At 39.7% G+C, this 17,378-nt stretch carries 16 protein-coding genes; 6 read left to right on the plus strand and 10 right to left on the minus strand.

All coding sequences use genetic code 11. The features are described from left to right. Positions 1 to 7: 7 nt before the first annotated feature. Both KHQ31_RS07530 and KHQ31_RS07535 read right to left on the minus strand, forming a co-directional pair. Complete coding sequence (locus KHQ31_RS07530; RefSeq protein WP_213408957.1) at positions 8 to 997, minus strand: asparaginase; 990 nt, start codon at positions 995 to 997, stop codon at positions 8 to 10. A 127-nt stretch (positions 998 to 1,124) separates the two neighbouring features. After that, positions 1,125 to 2,546, minus strand: a complete 1,422-nt coding sequence (locus tag KHQ31_RS07535; protein ID WP_213408958.1) for an APC family permease — start codon at positions 2,544 to 2,546, stop codon at positions 1,125 to 1,127. Between the two features lie 211 nt (positions 2,547 to 2,757). Between KHQ31_RS07535 and KHQ31_RS07540 the strand changes: the two genes are divergently transcribed. Next, positions 2,758 to 4,500: a glycosyltransferase family protein gene (locus tag KHQ31_RS07540; protein ID WP_213408959.1), complete on the plus strand. Its 1,743-nt coding sequence runs from the start codon at positions 2,758 to 2,760 to the stop codon at positions 4,498 to 4,500. Positions 4,501 to 4,502: 2 nt separating this feature from the next. Continuing rightward, complete coding sequence (locus tag KHQ31_RS07545; protein WP_213408960.1) at positions 4,503 to 5,402, plus strand: quinone oxidoreductase family protein; 900 nt, start codon at positions 4,503 to 4,505, stop codon at positions 5,400 to 5,402. Between the two features lie 129 nt (positions 5,403 to 5,531). Here KHQ31_RS07545 and KHQ31_RS07550 read toward each other — a convergent pair whose 3' ends face one another. The 7 genes from KHQ31_RS07550 to KHQ31_RS07580 all read right to left on the minus strand — a co-directional run bounded on the left by KHQ31_RS07550 (position 5,532) and on the right by KHQ31_RS07580 (position 12,548). Next, positions 5,532 to 6,308: an ABC transporter permease gene (locus KHQ31_RS07550; protein ID WP_213408961.1), complete on the minus strand. Its 777-nt coding sequence runs from the start codon at positions 6,306 to 6,308 to the stop codon at positions 5,532 to 5,534. Positions 6,309 to 6,364: 56 nt separating this feature from the next. Beyond that, entirely contained in the window at positions 6,365 to 7,603 is a 1,239-nt protein-coding gene (locus tag KHQ31_RS07555; protein WP_213408962.1) for an ATP-binding cassette domain-containing protein, read from the minus strand. Positions 7,604 to 7,641: 38 nt separating this feature from the next. Beyond that, the gene (locus tag KHQ31_RS07560) at positions 7,642 to 8,487 is read right to left on the minus strand and encodes a hypothetical protein (RefSeq protein ID WP_213408963.1); all 846 of its coding nucleotides are present in this window, start codon (positions 8,485 to 8,487) and stop codon (positions 7,642 to 7,644) included. Between the two features lie 160 nt (positions 8,488 to 8,647). After that, positions 8,648 to 10,408 (minus strand): Ig-like domain-containing protein, encoded by a 1,761-nt coding sequence (locus KHQ31_RS07565; RefSeq protein ID WP_213408964.1) that lies wholly within the window; start codon positions 10,406 to 10,408, stop codon positions 8,648 to 8,650. Between the two features lie 362 nt (positions 10,409 to 10,770). Next, a complete protein-coding gene (locus tag KHQ31_RS07570; protein ID WP_213408965.1) occupies positions 10,771 to 11,484 on the minus strand; it encodes an MIP/aquaporin family protein in 714 nt (237 codons plus the stop codon). An 82-nt stretch (positions 11,485 to 11,566) separates the two neighbouring features. Next, positions 11,567 to 11,908: a hypothetical protein gene (locus KHQ31_RS07575; RefSeq protein ID WP_265583726.1), complete on the minus strand. Its 342-nt coding sequence runs from the start codon at positions 11,906 to 11,908 to the stop codon at positions 11,567 to 11,569. A 124-nt stretch (positions 11,909 to 12,032) separates the two neighbouring features. Continuing rightward, positions 12,033 to 12,548: a helix-turn-helix domain-containing protein gene (locus tag KHQ31_RS07580; protein ID WP_213408966.1), complete on the minus strand. Its 516-nt coding sequence runs from the start codon at positions 12,546 to 12,548 to the stop codon at positions 12,033 to 12,035. Positions 12,549 to 12,731: 183 nt separating this feature from the next. On the opposite strand from KHQ31_RS07580, the gene KHQ31_RS07585 reads away from it, so the two are divergent. The 4 genes from KHQ31_RS07585 to KHQ31_RS07600 all read left to right on the plus strand — a co-directional run bounded on the left by KHQ31_RS07585 (position 12,732) and on the right by KHQ31_RS07600 (position 16,591). Further along, the gene (locus tag KHQ31_RS07585; protein WP_213408967.1) at positions 12,732 to 13,046 is read left to right on the plus strand and encodes a hypothetical protein; all 315 of its coding nucleotides are present in this window, start codon (positions 12,732 to 12,734) and stop codon (positions 13,044 to 13,046) included. Positions 13,047 to 13,116: 70 nt separating this feature from the next. Continuing rightward, positions 13,117 to 13,701, plus strand: a complete 585-nt coding sequence (locus tag KHQ31_RS07590) for a hypothetical protein (RefSeq protein WP_213408968.1) — start codon at positions 13,117 to 13,119, stop codon at positions 13,699 to 13,701. 418 nt (positions 13,702 to 14,119) lie between these two features. Beyond that, positions 14,120 to 14,779, plus strand: coding sequence for an NAD(P)H-hydrate epimerase (locus tag KHQ31_RS07595; RefSeq protein WP_213408969.1), 660 nt, complete (start codon positions 14,120 to 14,122; stop codon positions 14,777 to 14,779). A gap of 9 nt (positions 14,780 to 14,788) precedes the next feature. Next, on the plus strand, positions 14,789 to 16,591 hold the full coding sequence (locus KHQ31_RS07600; protein WP_213408970.1) for an FAD/NAD(P)-binding protein: 1,803 nt from the start codon (positions 14,789 to 14,791) through the stop codon (positions 16,589 to 16,591). A 113-nt stretch (positions 16,592 to 16,704) separates the two neighbouring features. On the opposite strand, the gene pgmB is transcribed toward KHQ31_RS07600, so the two are convergent. Then, positions 16,705 to 17,376, minus strand: a complete 672-nt coding sequence (pgmB, locus tag KHQ31_RS07605; RefSeq protein ID WP_213408971.1) for a beta-phosphoglucomutase — start codon at positions 17,374 to 17,376, stop codon at positions 16,705 to 16,707. Between the last annotated feature and the right edge of the window lie 2 nt (positions 17,377 to 17,378).

Consider the following 17,378-nt stretch of genomic DNA (forward strand, 5'->3'; position numbering starts at 1 on the left):
CTTTCAATTAAACAAAGTTCAAGTCGTGCGCAATTGGTGTTTGCATCAAGACACGAATCTTATCCAAATCACGTGTATCTGCCAAGACCCACATCAACTTCGCAACAGCGGCTTCTGTATTCATGTCACCAACTGTGATTCCACCAGCATCTGCCACTTTCTTTCCTACTTCGTACAAGTTAATGTCTTGTCCTTCTTCTAGGATTTGTGTTGTGATAATCACTGGAATACCACGAGCAGTTAGCTTTTCGATCGCTGGAATTAGATTACGACGTGCGAACGGTAAGCCACCATTTCCAAAACTTTCGATGATCACACCATGTGTTGTATCACCTAAGTAGTCAAACACTTCCACTGGCATTCCAGGGAATGCCTTCAAAACGAAAACGTTCGTATCGATTGCTAATTCGCTCATGACAATCTTATCATTCTCACGCGGTTCGTAAAGCATCTTGAACTGTCCATCCCCTACACTCGCAATGTATGGGTAGTTGATACTTTCAAAAGCACCGTAACTCTTACTCTTCGTCTTAATCGCACGCGTTCCTGCCATCACCAAACCATTAAAGACCAAGTAACCCCCCTTTAGGTCTGCTTGACTAGCAACAGTTAGTGAATCATGTAAGTTACGAATGGCGTCCGTTTCAATCATTTCTAACGGCACTTGTGAGCCGGTAATCACGATTGGTTTGTTCACATTGTTCAACAGATATGACAACGCTGCTGCAGTGTATGCCATCGTGTCTGTTCCGTGTGTAATGATAAATGCATCGTAATCATCCACATGGTGTTGTACACGCTCTGCCATCTTCAACCAGTCTTCTGGTTGCATGTTAGAAGAGTCTTTGTTCATGACCGTTTCAATTGACAAATTAATGCCAGGTCGAGGTTCAAAATACGTCATCAACTGCTCATCAGGCAGTCCTGGCGCTAACCCATTATCTGTTTCTTGTGAGGCAATTGTGCCTCCAGTGGTTAGAATTAGAATTTCTTGCATCGTATTTACCCTCACAATCACCTTTCAATTGTGTTTATTATCGCACATTTGGCGCGTTTTGTGGGCTAAATCTGAACAAAAAGAAAACACCAACAGTGAATGTTAGTGTTTTCATTACTTATTATAATTAATCTTTATTTTGCACACTGTGTTTCATGCCATATACGAAGTAAACAACGGCTCCCATAGCAATCCAAACCATCGTCATCATAATTGATTCTAGACTAAGGCTGACAAACAATCCTAGACAGCACAATACTGAGATGATTGGTAATACTGGGTAAAGTGGTACCTTGTATCCTGAGTGATCAATATCCTTACGCTTACGCAAGAAGACGATTCCAAGTGACGCTGCTCCAAAGGCAATCAATGTTCCAGCAGAAACCAAATTCGCTAGCAATTCAACTGGCATTGCAGATGCCAAAATAACCGCGATAACAGTCAATACGATTGTGGCAATCAAAGGTAGGCCTTGGTTATCCAACTTAGACATGCCCTTTGGCAACAAACCATCCTTGGCGAATGAGTACAACAAACGTGATCCACCAATCATGAAGGCGATAATACCTGTAAACATTCCACCTAACGCAACAATAGATAGTAGGTTAGCTGTAAAGTAGTGGCCTGCTTGACGCAATGCCCAGGCAGCTGGTTCTGCGTTACCTGCGTATTCTTGGTATGGGAACATACCAGTCAACACAGCCGCAACGGCGATAAACAATCCTGTCGCAACAACCAAAGTTCCAATAATGGCCTTTGGCATTGTCTTTTGTGCGTCAATTGTTTCAGCTGAGTTAGCAGCAATTGTGTCAAATCCGATGTAAGCGAAGAATACTTGCGCTGCTCCACCAACAATCCCTTGCATACCACCAAATGTTGTTCCGACTTCATGAGCTGGAACAAATGGCATCCAGTTAGTCACTTGAATTGCAGTTGCACCAACAACGATGAACAACAAGATAACTCCAACCTTCATGATAACAAGCGTGTTTTCAACAATCGCCACACCCTTCATTCCACGAACGATTAGCATTGCTGTTCCAATCAACGCAATTGCACTCATTAAGTCCACAAAATTACCATTAGCCATGTTGAATGATCCACTCAAAGCAGTTGGCATATCAACCCCTAGCCCACTAATAAATCCTTGGAAGTAGGCTGACCATCCTGAAGCAAGCAAAGCCAACGCAATCACGTATTCGGAAATAACGATCCATCCGATTAGCCAACCAATGAATTCTCCAAAAATAACGTTTGACCAAGCGTAAATCGCACCTGAGAAAGGCAACGCTGAGGCAAATTCAGAATAGGCCAACGCTGACAATCCAGCAACGACGGCAGCGATAATAAATGAGATAACGACAGCAGGTCCAGCGTAGTCAGCTGCGACGATTCCAGGAATTGTAAAAATCCCGGCTCCAACAATCGCACCGATACCCATTGCAATCAAATCTTTTGTTCGTAGTGATGGAACCAACTTACGATTCGAATCTTCATAATTCGAAAGGCTTGCTCGTCGGCTCATTTTTTGCCAAACATTTCCTGCCATAATTAATACTCCTATGTTTTCCTGTTTAATATATGTATTCAAACGATTTACTTCAAAATCTATTATTAGAGAATGATTAGAATTTTATCATTAAACACGCCTGCGTGCAAGATAACTTAATTGAAATACAGGCACAGCTGTAAAATATTATCTTTTTGAGCGTATTTCAGATAAAATTGAAGGAATAAGTTTACAATTTCGGGAGTCTAATATGTCACTTAAGTCCAAGCTCAAATCAGCATTATCTAGCCAATCTGCACTATCCTTCTATATCATAGCTGCATTTTCATTTCTGTTACTTTTACCACAAATCATGACACATAGTCCTATCCTTGGAGTAGATGCCCTATTCCATTTTAACCGTTTCTACGACACAGCTATGCAAATCGATCACGGGACCTTTAATTATTTTCAAACGATGTATGGTTTTAATGGAAATGGCCGTATCATTAATGCTGTTTATGGACCTATCTTTGCCTATTTAGCAGGTGGATTACTCCTAATCTGCAAAAGCTGGTTTGTATTTGAAGTCGTTTCGAGCATTTTAGTTATTTTCGTTGCTGGTGTAGGGGTTCGTTACTTAGCACGTGCAATGAATGTGCCATTCATTGGGCAAATCATCGCTGCTTTGTTGTACATGACTATGCCGCTCACTAATCAATGGATGCTAAACCAGTCCTTTACTGCCGTTGGGGCTGCAGTGCTCCCTTTCGTACTAATCTATGGTGTTTACTTTTATACAAAAAAAGAGAATTACCCCTGGATTAACTTAAGTGTTGCTTTGGCAACATTGACACAAATCCACTTTTTAAGTGCTTTAATCGCCTCATTAACTTTGTTAATTTTCTTTATTGGCGCTCAATTACGTGCTCATGACACACTAAAATTATTATTCTGGCCACTTATTCGAGCTATGGCTTTATTCGGGTTACTAATTAGTAACCTTGTCATCACATTAATTGATGTTAATAGTACGAACAATTTAATGACGCCATTTATTCCCGCTGACATCATGAGTAAATCGATGCATTTCTCATTTGGAGATGCTTCATTACGCCAGTATGGTTTAACTGGTATGACGTTAATTATCTTCGTTATCATCGGAGCGACGTTATTTTATCGCCAATTTAGTCAAATCCAACGTGATAGCCTTTGGATTGGCACAATTTTTATCATCGCATCTTCTGTGTTAATCCCTTGGACCACACTGCGTACATTATTTCCCACGATTGTTAATACGCTACAATTTCCTTCGCGCTTAGCGGTTATTAGTAGCATTTTGACCGCTATCTTAGCCGGATTAATTTTCACTAAGCTACTTGCTTATAAGCCAGAATCACCATCGATCTATATAACAGTTTGGCTGGTTATTGTTGGATTAGTAACATTAAACGTCACTAACATCATTGATAACGGATTTTCATCTACACGTCATTTCAATAAAGAGCGCGTCATGAAAAATCGTTCATATATGGTGAATAGTGGTAAACTTAGTGTAGAGGATGAACGTAAAGCATGGGTTGGTAATGATCTAACAATTGCTATGAAGATGATTCAAAAACAAACGCCGGATTATCTGCCAGTATCTAATTTAGCTCCTTCAGATGATGCATATCTACTTTATCGTCATGATTTACTTCTAAATCCATTACGTCCAATTATCAGTGCATCACCCGAGTTAACAATGACATGGAGTGCTGAACAAGCTAAGCATTCCGTAATGGTACCAACGATTGTCTACGCTCATTCTAACGTGACACACAATGGTCATACCATTGCTGAACCACGCACATCTAAAGTTGGTGCATTGATTATTGATCAAACAAAGGGTCAAAATGTCGTCACCAATGATTACGAACCAAACGCTGTATTCTGGCCCGTGATTTGTTTAAACTTACTCACTTGGATTGGCGCAATAATTGCGCTTAGTTGGCCTCGCCAACGGAAAGGATGATTATGTTAGCCATTGAAATGTCTGAATTCGGAACACCTGCGGTTCTTAAGGCCACACGTGTGGACACACCCGAAGTAACACCTAACCAGGTTTTAGTTCAAAACCACGCTATTGCAATTGATCCATACGACGTTAAATTTGTTGCAGGGATGATGGGTGACCAAAAATTGCCTGTCATTCCTGGATCAAGCGTTGTTGGTGAAGTAATTGCAGTTGGTGATAAAGTCACTGATTACAAGGTAGGCGATCGTGTAGCCGCGTCGCGTCATCTGAAGACCTACGCGGAACAAGTTCCAGTCCATCAAAAGCATCTTGCGAAAGTGCCTGACAATATCTCAGATGAACTAGCCGTTGCTTCTGTTCTAGGCGCCGCTACAGGCTATGAAATGATTACAGCTGGCTTAGATGTTCAACCTGACCAAAACATCCTTATTACAGGTGCTGCTGGTGCTGTAGGAAGTGTAGCTGTCCAAGCTGCCTTGCTACGTGGTGCAAATGTATATGCACTTGTCCGCCCTAACCAAGCACAACGTGTTGAAGCATTGGGCAATGTAACCGTCATTGATGCAGATAGCATTCCTAGTGACGTCACCTTCGATGGTGCCCTTAATACAATTACTGATGATGTCACACTAGAACGTATTGCTAAGCAATTGTCACCAAATGGTAAGATGCTTACTTTACTTCCTGTACCTACCTCTTTGGAAAATCAAGAGAACGTTCAACATGCATTCGCAAGCGCAGATGGTAACATTCTAGCTAATCTGTTAGCTGATATGTCTGCTGATAAGATTCACATTGCTATGGCAGATACTATGCCATTTAATGAAAAGAATCTTCAAGAAGCCCATCGTATGATGCTTGAGGATCACCCACAAGGTAAGCTCGTTCTTACTTTTTAAATACTAAATACGAAGTTCCATTTTAATAAATTAGATCTTGCTCTCCTGACCTAAAATATCATAAAACCCCGTTTGAATTAGCCATTGCCAATTCAAACGGGGTTTTTAAGTTCACACAATATTGGGTTATTAAATAAAGTCCAAGAAACGATCACGGAAGCGCATATGAATGTGCACTCCAACAATCAAGAAAATACTTACAATTCCCCAAAAAATGCATGTTAGTGTCATATTATCCCAAAATCCAACTGGATTAAGCATCAATGTTTCACGCATTCCCTTAATAATATAATACAAAGGGTTTAATTTTAGAATTTGTGAAATTGTCTCTGGAAGTGGCGGTGAGTCAATTGAAATAACAACTCCGGATACCCACATTCCTACACGTAATATAGCTGCATAAGCATTATAGAAGTCCGGAATCAACACTGACACCGTTGACGTTACCAAGCTTAATGCGTACAAAAAGATAATCATCGCAAAGAAGTAATAGAAATATTGTAACCACCACAATGATGGCCATACACCCAAACCAAAAACGATTACTAACATCACAACTACCATCATAATGAAATAACGTCGTAATTCAGTGATAATGTCTGTCAATGGAATCGCAGATAGATTGAATTTCATACGTGCTAATAACTTCATTTGACGTTGAATACTCTTTGATGATTTTAGCATTGATGATTGCATGTAGAAATATGTAACCATCCCCAATGCAATCCATGTAACTGCACCAATTATTCCCGGTGTATGGGGATTATTTTCAGTTTGTCCTTGGCGGGCAGCAAACATCAATACCATAATCCCAATTTGTAACATTGGATCTGCAAATTGCCAGAAATTTCCTAAATAATTATCTCGATATTTTTGCTCATTATTATAATGCGCAATTCTTAGCATAGTATTAAAACTTTCTCGCAGTTCCTGTACTATTGTCCATACATTTCTCACAATGCTTACCTCTCTTGCGGCACTGTAATTACATCGCCCGCTTTCACTTGATCTGTTTCAAAATTATTTACACTTGCTAGGTCTTCAAGTGTAACATTTAGACTTTTTGCTAATTCTTCCGTACTCATGTCTGATGGCACAGTGTACTTATTCTGAATAACTGTCTTCTTTTCTTCAACCACAGAGACCGCTGATTCTGCACTAGATGCTTTTTTACCGTGCATCATCGTTGGAACATTTTTCTGAATATCTTTGAAGGAAACATTCATCACTTGCTTTGCAATTAATAGTGACGTCATCAAAATTAGCATCATCAAAATGATCTTAGTGTTATTAGTCAATGTTCCAGCACTACTTTTTGGAACCGTCAAAGATTTCAATGCTTTTCTTGGAGTTCCTTTATCAGAACTTTCACGGATTTTCTTCTTCAAATCATCCATCGTGAAATTTTTTTGCGCATCTTTATGTTCTTTTTGATATGCCAATCGTTCTTTTTCAGGTAGTGCATTAAAATTTTTGACGAACTTTTGGTATTCCGGCATCACTTCATCAGTTGGTCCATCCATGCGGATATCCCCATAATGCATCCAAATAATTCGATCAGCCATTTGCTTAATCTGGTTCGCTGAGTGTGACACAAAGAAGATTGTTTTTCCTTCTTCTTGGAACTTTTTAGTTCGCGCGATAGACTTTTCTGCGAAAGTTTGATCTCCAACAGAAAGGGCTTCGTCAATAATGATAATGCTTGCTTCAGAATAAACTGAAATTGCAAACCCCAACTTAGATTTCATACCAGAAGAGTAGCTTTTAACTGGTTGATCAATAAAATCGCCTAATTCAGAAAACTCGATAATTTCGTCCATCTTTTCATCGATTTGTTTATCAGTCATTCCTTGCATCAAAGCTTTCAATCGGATATTCGCACGACCTGTTAATTGTGGACGCATTCCGGCTCCCACTGCGATCATTGACGTTTCACCGTTGATTTCCATTTTTCCACTAGTTGGTTGACGAATCCCTGCAACCATTTCTAGCAGCGTTGATTTACCGGAACCATTAGTACCAATAATTCCAATTGTTTCACCGGCATGCGCATCAAACGAAACACCTTTTACAGACCAAAAGCTCGGAATACCCTTATCCCAAAATTTAAAAACGGCTTTTAATTTATCTGATTGTTTTTCAGCTAAGTCAAAACGCTTGGTTACAAATTTAGCTGAAACCATTACTTTATTTTCACTCATTTGTTTTCTCAACTATCCTAATATGTTTATCTTCGTCCCTATGCTGTTACTACACTAGATGCTTGCTCAACATTTTTTTCTTTTAGAGTATCTACAGCTATCTCATCAGCATTAGGGGTTTCAACACTGCTTTCGCCTTGCTCTGTTTGAGTTTCAGTTGGCTTGTCTGTAGGTTCCTCTGGTACAATTTGTGGTTCTTCTTGAACTGGTGGCTGCACTGGTTGCACCGGTTGAGCTGGTTGGACAGGTTGTACTGGAGGTACAATCCCATTGTTGCTATTATCAGGAACTATGACACTTTGTTGCTCTCCTTGCATGGGATCAACTTCATCCTCAGCATAAATCGATGTTTGATTTTCCTCTAACGCTTCACTAGTTGAACTTTTAGAGCTTGTTTCAGATGATGATCGTGAACTGTCACTTTTAATCTTTAGCAACTCTGTTTGTTTTGTTTTATTCTGTTCAGCAGTAATCTCGTATTCACCTGGGACAACAAACACTATAGTTAGCTGACGTTTTCTATCTTTGGCCGCTTCATGTATAGGATCTACTTGCCCCTTTTTATGTTTAATTGTAATCTTTGTGTCTTGTGCGACCGTAATTTTTACAGCAGCCTTCCCATTCTTTAAACGAGCATCCTTTTTATCTACTGTAACCAATTTAGCCTTTGCAGCTTCTTGATGTTTCTCTTCTTGCTTTGAGCCATTAGTTAGCAACACCACACTTGGAATAACAATTAATAAAATAGACACCACCATAGCTATTTTCATCAACAATGTCTTTTTTCGATTCTCATCTTGTGCGTGTTCGGCCTTATTCATTTTCTTATTCAAAAAATAAACAGCACCTAGTAAAACCACTCCTAAACCAACTAAATACGCCATAAAATTTCTCCCAATTACTTTAAATGCATTTTAAGCTTTCAAAGTTAATTATACCTGACTCCACTAATAAAATCATACGCTTTTATCATATCTACCTATATAAACAAAAAAAGTGATAAAGTTCTGGCATGAACTTTATCACTTAGTAAATACTATAAAATTATAGGTTCTTCTTGTAGAAGAATGCACCGAATCCTGCAATTAACAAACCAGCAAGAGTCAACAATACGTTGTTCTTGTATCCTGTTTCTGGCAAAGTTTCTTTGTCATCAGACTTGTCTTCTGACTTAACTTCAGCCTTTTTAACTTCAGTAGTAGATTCTGTCTTCTTTTCTTCTGACTTCTTCTTTTCTGGAGCTGGCTTCACTTCTGGCTTTTCCTTTTCAGGAATAGGCTTCACTTCTGGCTTTGGTTCTGGCTTTTCCTCTTCAGGAACAGGCTTCACTTCTGGCTTTTGCTTTTCCTTATCACGTTCGATAACGTCTTTTAGCTCTTCTTTTTGTTCTGGTGTCAAAATTTCATCAATAATTTCTTCATCAGTCAAAATTTCTGGCTTTCCATCAATTTCCACTTCATGAGTGTGTCCTTCTTCAAGACCACCTTCGATGTGTTCTTGGATGATATCATCTAAGATTTCTAGTTGTTCTTCTTCCAAAACTTCTTCAACAAGCTTTCCATCATTCAAGATTTCTGGCTTATCAGTTTCAGTAACCTTATCATCTTCTGGTTCTTCGGTTACATTTGGAACTTGAGGATTATTTGGATCTTCTGGCAAAGGTTCTACTGTTTCTTCAATAACGTCAACATCATTTTCATTGAATTCGTTCAAAGTCAATGGTGGGTTGGCGTGCCCAGTGTCTCCATCTGCAGCACCATCCAAACGAATGTTCTTTGTTTGGTAATTCTTATTTTCCTTAACTGGATTCTTACCTTCAATTTGGTAGCTCATATCAAGGTTATTGGTGAATTCTGCTAACTTCGGATCAGTAACATCAGTGATGTAACTCAAGGCAAAACTTTGTCCTGAAAGTTCAGCAGTCCACTTAGGATCTTCAACATTCAGGATGATTTCAAAACTCTTTCCATCAACAGATGGATCCTTAACAACCTTAACCCATCCAGCTGCTTGAAGTTCCGGGATTGAAACCCATGATGTTTCATTCTTCTTCAAAGTAGGATTCCACTTTGTACGTGAAACCATGAAACTATCCTTCTTGAAAACTTGACCAGGGCCAAGCGTATCCTTGATTACGATATCAGACGCAAACTTCTCAATGACTTGTTGACGTTGGTTAACATTGATAAACCAACGTACGTTACCTACACCAGTAACCATGTCACCTTGCTTAGTGTAATCAAATTCACCTTCCGGTGCAGTTTCTTCGTATTTTGTCACACCACGAATTGTTAGACCTTCCGTATTCATTGGTACACCCTTTGAATTCTTTTCAGGAAGTCCCATGTTCAATGGACTAACTTTTAAATCTGTTTCACGTTGTACGTTTTCCGCGATAATGGCAATATTAAAATGCCCACGAATATTATCTAGCTTTTCTACGGCATCACTAAACGTAACAACCGCCTTACCTTCTGAAACAATCACTTCACCAAAGACAACGCCCGCTGAATTCTTCAATTCAATTTTTGATGGTTGTCCGTTATCCAACATTCCCTTGATTCCATCAGGCAATGTCAAAGTAATCGTATCTCCAGCTGACAATTGCTCGTCATATTTTTCACTGAAAGAGACCGTAAGAGAACTAATTTCTCCTTGGTTCAATGTCGGAGCCATGAACTTCAAATTGTCGACCAAATTGTTTGGTGCTTCTGAAGTGATATCTTTTGCTTCCGCAGTTGTAGTAGCGAACCCAATCCCCATTACAACAGCTAGCATTGAAATAAATACTTTTAGTTTATTCATCACACTATACCATTTACCTATCATATTATTATCTTACAAGCATATAGGTCTATACCAAACAGAGAATAAGTATTGTTCCTATATGTTTTTCTGTACAAATTAGTGTAACACATAAGTATATAGATACAAGTAAAACGATTAAGTATTTGTAGTGTATATAGGTGATTTAGAAAGGCGAAATCTACACCATTTCCCATGAAATAGGCATGTAAAGCGTTAACAATATATATACAAATTTTTTCAAACTAATTTTCATTTTGTTAATAAACGACATTTTTATGTCGCAACCGTTGATGTTACCTTAAATAAAACAAAAAAGACGACGTAATCAAATGATTACGTCGTCTTTCAATTTACTTTAATTAAGCAGCTTCTTCTGAACCGAAGAACTTAGCGATCAAAGCAGCCAAAGCAGCTCCAACCATAGGTCCAAGTAAGTAGATACCCATTTGACCAATTGCCTTAGTGTTTCCCAAGAAGGCTTCCATCATTGCAGGTCCGAATGAACGGGCTGGGTTCAATGATGCACCAGTTAGGTTTCCACCAACCAAGATCATTGCTGCCAAAGTCAAGGCAATAACGACACCAGCAACGGCACCAGCACCAAACTTTTCTGAAGTAACCATCAAGATTACCAATACCAAGACGAAAGTCAAGATTGCTTCAATAACGAAGGCTCCAGTTGCTGAAACAGGAATCATGTTTTGACCAGCGTATGTTGTTGATCCCAAAGGAAGAACCTTGAACATCTTTGATTCAACCATTCCAGTTGACAACCATACACCCAAGATCATTGCTGAACCAGCCAATGCTCCCAACACTTGTGCTCCGGCGTAACCCAAGAAGTCAAGCCATGAGATACGCTTGTTCATTGCCATTGCGAATGAAACGGCTGGGTTCAAGTGTGCCCCTGAAATCGCACCAAATGCGTAGGCACTAATGATAATTGCAAACCCAAAGGCCAAGGCGACTGCTACTAATCCAGCTTGTGCGCTGAACAATGCGGTACCTGTTCCTGTTGCGATCAATAGTAAAGTTCCGATGAACTCCGCCAAATATACTTTAAACTTTTCCATGTTCTCTCTCCAATTCATATCTATAAAAGCATAGAAACTATTATATATCATCCATTTATGAATGAAACTTAAATTTTGTTAATTATCGTCCAATTGCTTTACGAGCAGCTGCATCTAATGCAAACCATACCTCTGATGCATTGTTCTTAAATTGTTCAACGAAGCTATCGTACTTTTCACCAGGTACAGCCTTGCCTTCAATTTCACTATCCATTCCCAAAATCCAAAGTTCTGTGAATGTATCGTCCCAACGAATTGTGAAATATGCACCATCGGCACGCCCATCAACGATATCTTGGAACCCAGCACGTAGGGCTTCTTGAATCACATCATCTTCAGTTACGTCAAACCCACGTGCTTGCATCAAAATGACACGGTCACGTACATCACTCATATTTTCTGGAATTGTATGTTCGTCCATCATAAACCTCCACCTTACCGATACTATTATTGTCAACCATTGTAACACAGCTGTTTTTAGCCTGCATGCCTTCAATTGCTGTTTTATATAGGTATATTTTAAATATTCCGCGTTATATAGAAGAACTCTATATAAATCGTTCTGACATCACATAAGCGATACCATATGTACTTAAAGACACAAACCACATGATGACACAAATCGCATTAATCCACCAATAGTACCGATTAGTCTTCTTATTTTTCCAGATGACTAACCATGGTGCAATTAGGTCAATAATTGGTAAACATGCACATACGCCTAAGATAATAAGCAACAACACACTCTCATCAAAATACGTGCGCTTTTTCCCCTGCTCGTAATCAGCCCGAAGATTTTCCATCAACTGTTGGACGTTACCGTCAAAGTTCCCTTTATTATCAAGACCCTGTACTTCTGCCGGTTCCATCTTTTCCATCAAACAATCTACGCTAACTCCATATAGATTACACATGTCTCTTACACGTGAAATGTCTGGTAGTTGCGAATTGTTTTCCCATTTTGAAATTGATTGACGTGAAACATGAATTGCATCCGCAACATCGGATTGAGATAAACCAGCTTCATTTCGACACTCTTTTAGTACCTGGCCTAGATCTTGCATGCTCATGTTCTCCTTTTTTAAAACTTTATGTCATTTATTTAAAATAATATCATGTTTTACTAGATTTGAGCAAATGTAAAGTACTCTTTACATCATGTAAAGTGCTAGGTGCAACTGGATTCTTCGTTTTCCTCTATAGTTAAATCTGTAGAAAAGCAAAAATAAAAAAAGGAAGTCCAATCTATGACTAAGAAATTCAAAATCGCCGCACTCATTTGTACAGCAAGCTGTTTGTTTAATTTAACGTCTGCTAGTTTGATTACTCCTGCGCAAGCATCAAATCATGCCCCACTACTATCTGAAGTTACTGACAGCCTACCTGACCTAACTGAAGTTCGTAGTTTAACGGACTTACAAGAAGATATGCTTCATTTAACTGATAATTTAGCCGACCTACATGCTGCGCCTGTTTCAGCACATAAGTCTACCGCAGCATCAAAATTATGGATTGGTAACATGTGGATCAAGACTTGGATTTGGACACAATTACGCAAATAATTTCCGTGTCCATCTCTATGGACACATACATATCACTTATCGCTTATGCCAACTATGTTAGGAGTCATACATGGCAGCTTATGTAAATGCCCTGATTGGTTGTCGTCTCATTTCTAATAAACACTCAAGCAAGCCCTTCTCATTACGTCATCGTATTCTATCTGACGAATACATGGTTAAGGCTAATCGTGCGATCACATTTAATGGTCGTCATTTTGTGCTTAACTTCTCGCTTACAAAAGGCATCCCCAACAAAGTTCTTGCTTTAATTGAAGAAAAAATCCGACTAACTAATCTATTTATTGAAGATATTTTAGATACACAAGATCAAACTGCTGCTATTTTATCACCTTGTGGTTCAATCTTGCCTCTGTGCAAAGGTCAAACGAACCAAATTCGTGAGCAATATGATGTTGTTATCTCTTGGTACCATGTGCGTATTACACTACCGCCCGAGACAATTAAAAAAGGGCTACGTTCCGGTTGGCCAGTTGCTGGACTAATTCTACCGAAACAAATCATTAAAGTCGCCTGCTATCGTTCACGCACTAATTTACGTGTGATTCATCACAGTATTTGGTTTGAATACGACCTATTAAATCAACAGGTATGTTGTAACTGTGGCATTAAAATCGAAGGCGAACATCCACACTAAACAAACTTAACCTACTATATAACATATAAGGAGAAAGTCGTCTTGGAATGGCATTTACTAGCGACTGCACTCCTTCCACAATGGGCGATGCTTGCATTGATTCAGCGTTTATCGTTAAACACTGTAAATGAGCTGCTGTTCTATGGAAGTATTGCACTCATTTCAATCCCTACAACCATCGTTTTAATTTATCACCAACAATATAATTTAGCGCGCAAAACCAACCATTGCCTGTCAGATAATGAAGTCTGTTCATGTTGTGACCAACAGCTACCTTATTCTTGATAAATACCCAAAAACCCACACCCTTTCTTGCGGTGTGGGTTTTATTATTGGTTAGTCAATAGGTTTATTATTGAGAGACTTCTCAATAACGCCTATAATAGAATATATTAAAAAACATTCCAAGGAGCTTATCATGGTCGAAGCAATCACAGCACAAGAGATGCAACAATTAGAACGATACACAATCGATGAAATTGGGGTATCACCATTAGTACTAATGGAACGTACTGCCATGTCAGTCATCGAGGTCTTAGGTGCCGGTGATTTTGACCTTAGCAAAGTCCTTGTCTTATGTGGGCTTGGAAATAACGGAGGTGATGGAATCGCCATCGCCCGTTTGTTGATTCAAAAAGGAATTAACGTTGATCTACTAATCCTTGGTGACGAAAAACGCGCCTCACCTCGTACTTTGAGCCAACTAAACATTGCTCGCAAGTATGGGATTGAAGTGAAGCAACGTGCAAGTGACTTCCGTAGTTACACTGCCATCGTTGACGCTTTGTTTGGAATTGGTTTGTCAAAGCCCGTTCCTGCCAAGCTAGGTGACGTTATCAAGCGTATTAATTCAGCAAACGTTCCAGTTGTTTCAGTCGATACACCATCTGGACTAGATGCCACATCTGGTGAAATTCTAGGTTCTTCAATTCGTGCCGCGGCTACTGTTACCTTTGGCTACGCTAAAACAGGTTTGTTGCAAAACGAAGGATTGAAGCGTGCTGGAAATATCTACGTCAAGGATATCGGTGTTTACAAGTACCCTGGATTTGAAGCTGAAGAAACTTCAGCAGAATAGGAGACTCCCATGCAGATTGCACTTATTGGTGCTGGACCGCGCAATCTGATTCTTACCGAGCGATTGATGACATTTGCGAATCAATCAACTACGCCAGTAACCATCACTTTGTTTGATCCTTTCCCTATCGGTGGGCGTGTTTGGTCACCCGAACAAAGTCCATATTTCATCGCGAATACAATTGCGTCACACGCAACATTGTTTTCTGATGAGTCCATCGAATCACCCTTCCCTGGACTTCGCGGACCTAATTGGTATGAATGGCTAAACACAGTTGCCGCTGATTTTATAAAAGAACAGAATTATACACATCAAGATTATTTCCTGAATGTCATTGCTAACTTAACACCTAATACGTATCCATCTCGAGCGTTGATGGGTGTTTATGCTGCATGGACCTTTGAACAAATCATTAAACACGCCAATCCAAATGTACACATTGTACATCGTCGTTTAAACGTCACTAAGACGCTTCAAAAGGATAATCAATTTGAATTAACGTTTTCTGATGGCACGACTGAATTGATGGATCAAGTGATTCTAACACCTGGTCACCTACCGACCGAGCATACGCCTGAAGAACAAGTCTTTGCAGATAGCGGACTAACCTATCTTCCAGTTGGCCACCCTGGTGAAGCCAAACTAGATTTATTACCTGCCAAGCAAGATGTTATTTTTCGCGGCTTAGGTCTAAGTTTCTTTGATTACATGGCTGCGTTAACACTTGGTCGTGGCGGAAAATTTGATCGCGATACAAATAGTCGCTTGGTGTACACACCATCCGGTCACGAACCGCACATTATTGCCGGTTCTCGTCGTGGTGAACTAGCGCACGCTCGTGGGGTCAATCAAAAACCCGCGCATGTTAGTTACGTGCCTAAAATTTTTACTTCAGAACGATTAACAGCTACACAACCAACAGACTTCCACACGTTTTTCCGTTTGATTAAAGCTGAAATGCAATTAGTCTATTACCAAAACTTGCTATCAGAACAACCTGATGTCTATCCTGGTGATGCATCAGCCTTTATTGAAGGTCTAATCGCGAGTGATAACTTGGAAGAAACTGTTGTTGCATCTGATTTACCGGCAGAATATCATTACGATTGGGCACGTGTTTATCCACACACCGTAACTTCTGATGTAACTGTGATGGACGCGCTCTTAACAACTGACATTGCTGATGCCGAGTTAGGAAATGCGGCCGGCCCTTATTCTGGCTCATACGAAATCGTTAAAGACTTGCGTTCATTAATTCGACAATATTTGTATGCTGGTATTTTTGATGGTACTGGATATGCTGCTTTCCTTGATTTGTTTGGTCCCTTCAACAATACAGTTGCGGTGGGTCCGCCATTGGAACGTATTGAAGAATTACAAGCCTTAATTGCTGCTGGTATTGTGACAATTGCTAATCCTGGTCTGAAGGTTGAAGTACATGATCATCACTATCAAGCTACCGATGATGCCGGTAATGAATGGATTACCGATTATTTAGTTGAGGCACGCTTGCCATCTACTAATATCACGAAGGTCACTAATCCATTAATGCACCAACTATATGTAGATAAGTACATTGAACCCGTGACGATGACACGTACGGATCAATCTACTTATAGTATTCCCGCGGTACATGTTAATCCACGTACACTTCAAACTCAAAATGCGTCTGGTCAAATGGATAATCTCTTTATCTGGGGACTACCAACTGAAGGTGGGAATCGTTGGTTTACAACCTTCTTGCCTCGTCCTAATGACCATGACTCTAATATGGTTGACGCGGAAACCATTGCGCAGACGATTTTCAAATAATTGCTTCGCGATTTAAAAGATTATATAAAAACAAAGCGGTGAATGCCTTAGCATTCACCGCTTTTCTTTATTTATTCATTTCGCTTTTAGTTTCTGGAGACTTAAAGCGTTTCTTATTTAGGCCAGTTGGCTTTAATATTAGCCAATGTGACTTCTGACGTATCGGCAAACAAAATATCTGCAGCACTCAAGGCAGTTGCATCTCCAATACCGACTGATACTTCACCAGCTCCATTAATCGATTGTAGGCCAGCCCCAGAATCTTCTAAACCAACCACTTGTTCTGGTTCAAGATTTAATACTTTAGCCGCCTCAGAAAAGATAGCCGGGTCTGGTTTTCCAGCTGCAACAGATGCTGGATCAACAATTGCTTCAAAGAAATCCGCAATCCCTAATCGCTCAACGATAAAGCCAGCATTTTTAGATGCAGACGCGATACTCATTTTATAACCAGCTTGCTTTAATTCTGTTAAAAAGTCTGTCATGCCTGGCAAAGCGTCGGCTGGTGTTAACGTTGAAATTAACTCACGATAGTTATCGTTTTTCTTTGTCGCTAAAGCTTCCCGTGCAGCTAAATCATATTGATTCGCTAAACCACCTGTCGTTAGGATCAAATCGAGTGATCCCATCCGGTCAATACCTTTTAAATTTTCAGCTAATTCAGGTGTCCAAGTTGTCCCCACTTCTTCGGCGATTTGGCGCCAAGCAATTGAGTGAAACTTCGCTGTGTCCGCCAAGACACCATCCATATCAAAGGCGAATCCTTTTATCTCTTCAAATGACATTC

Source organism: Weissella ceti (assembly GCF_018394055.1).
Taxonomy (GTDB): domain Bacteria; phylum Bacillota; class Bacilli; order Lactobacillales; family Lactobacillaceae; genus Weissella; species Weissella ceti.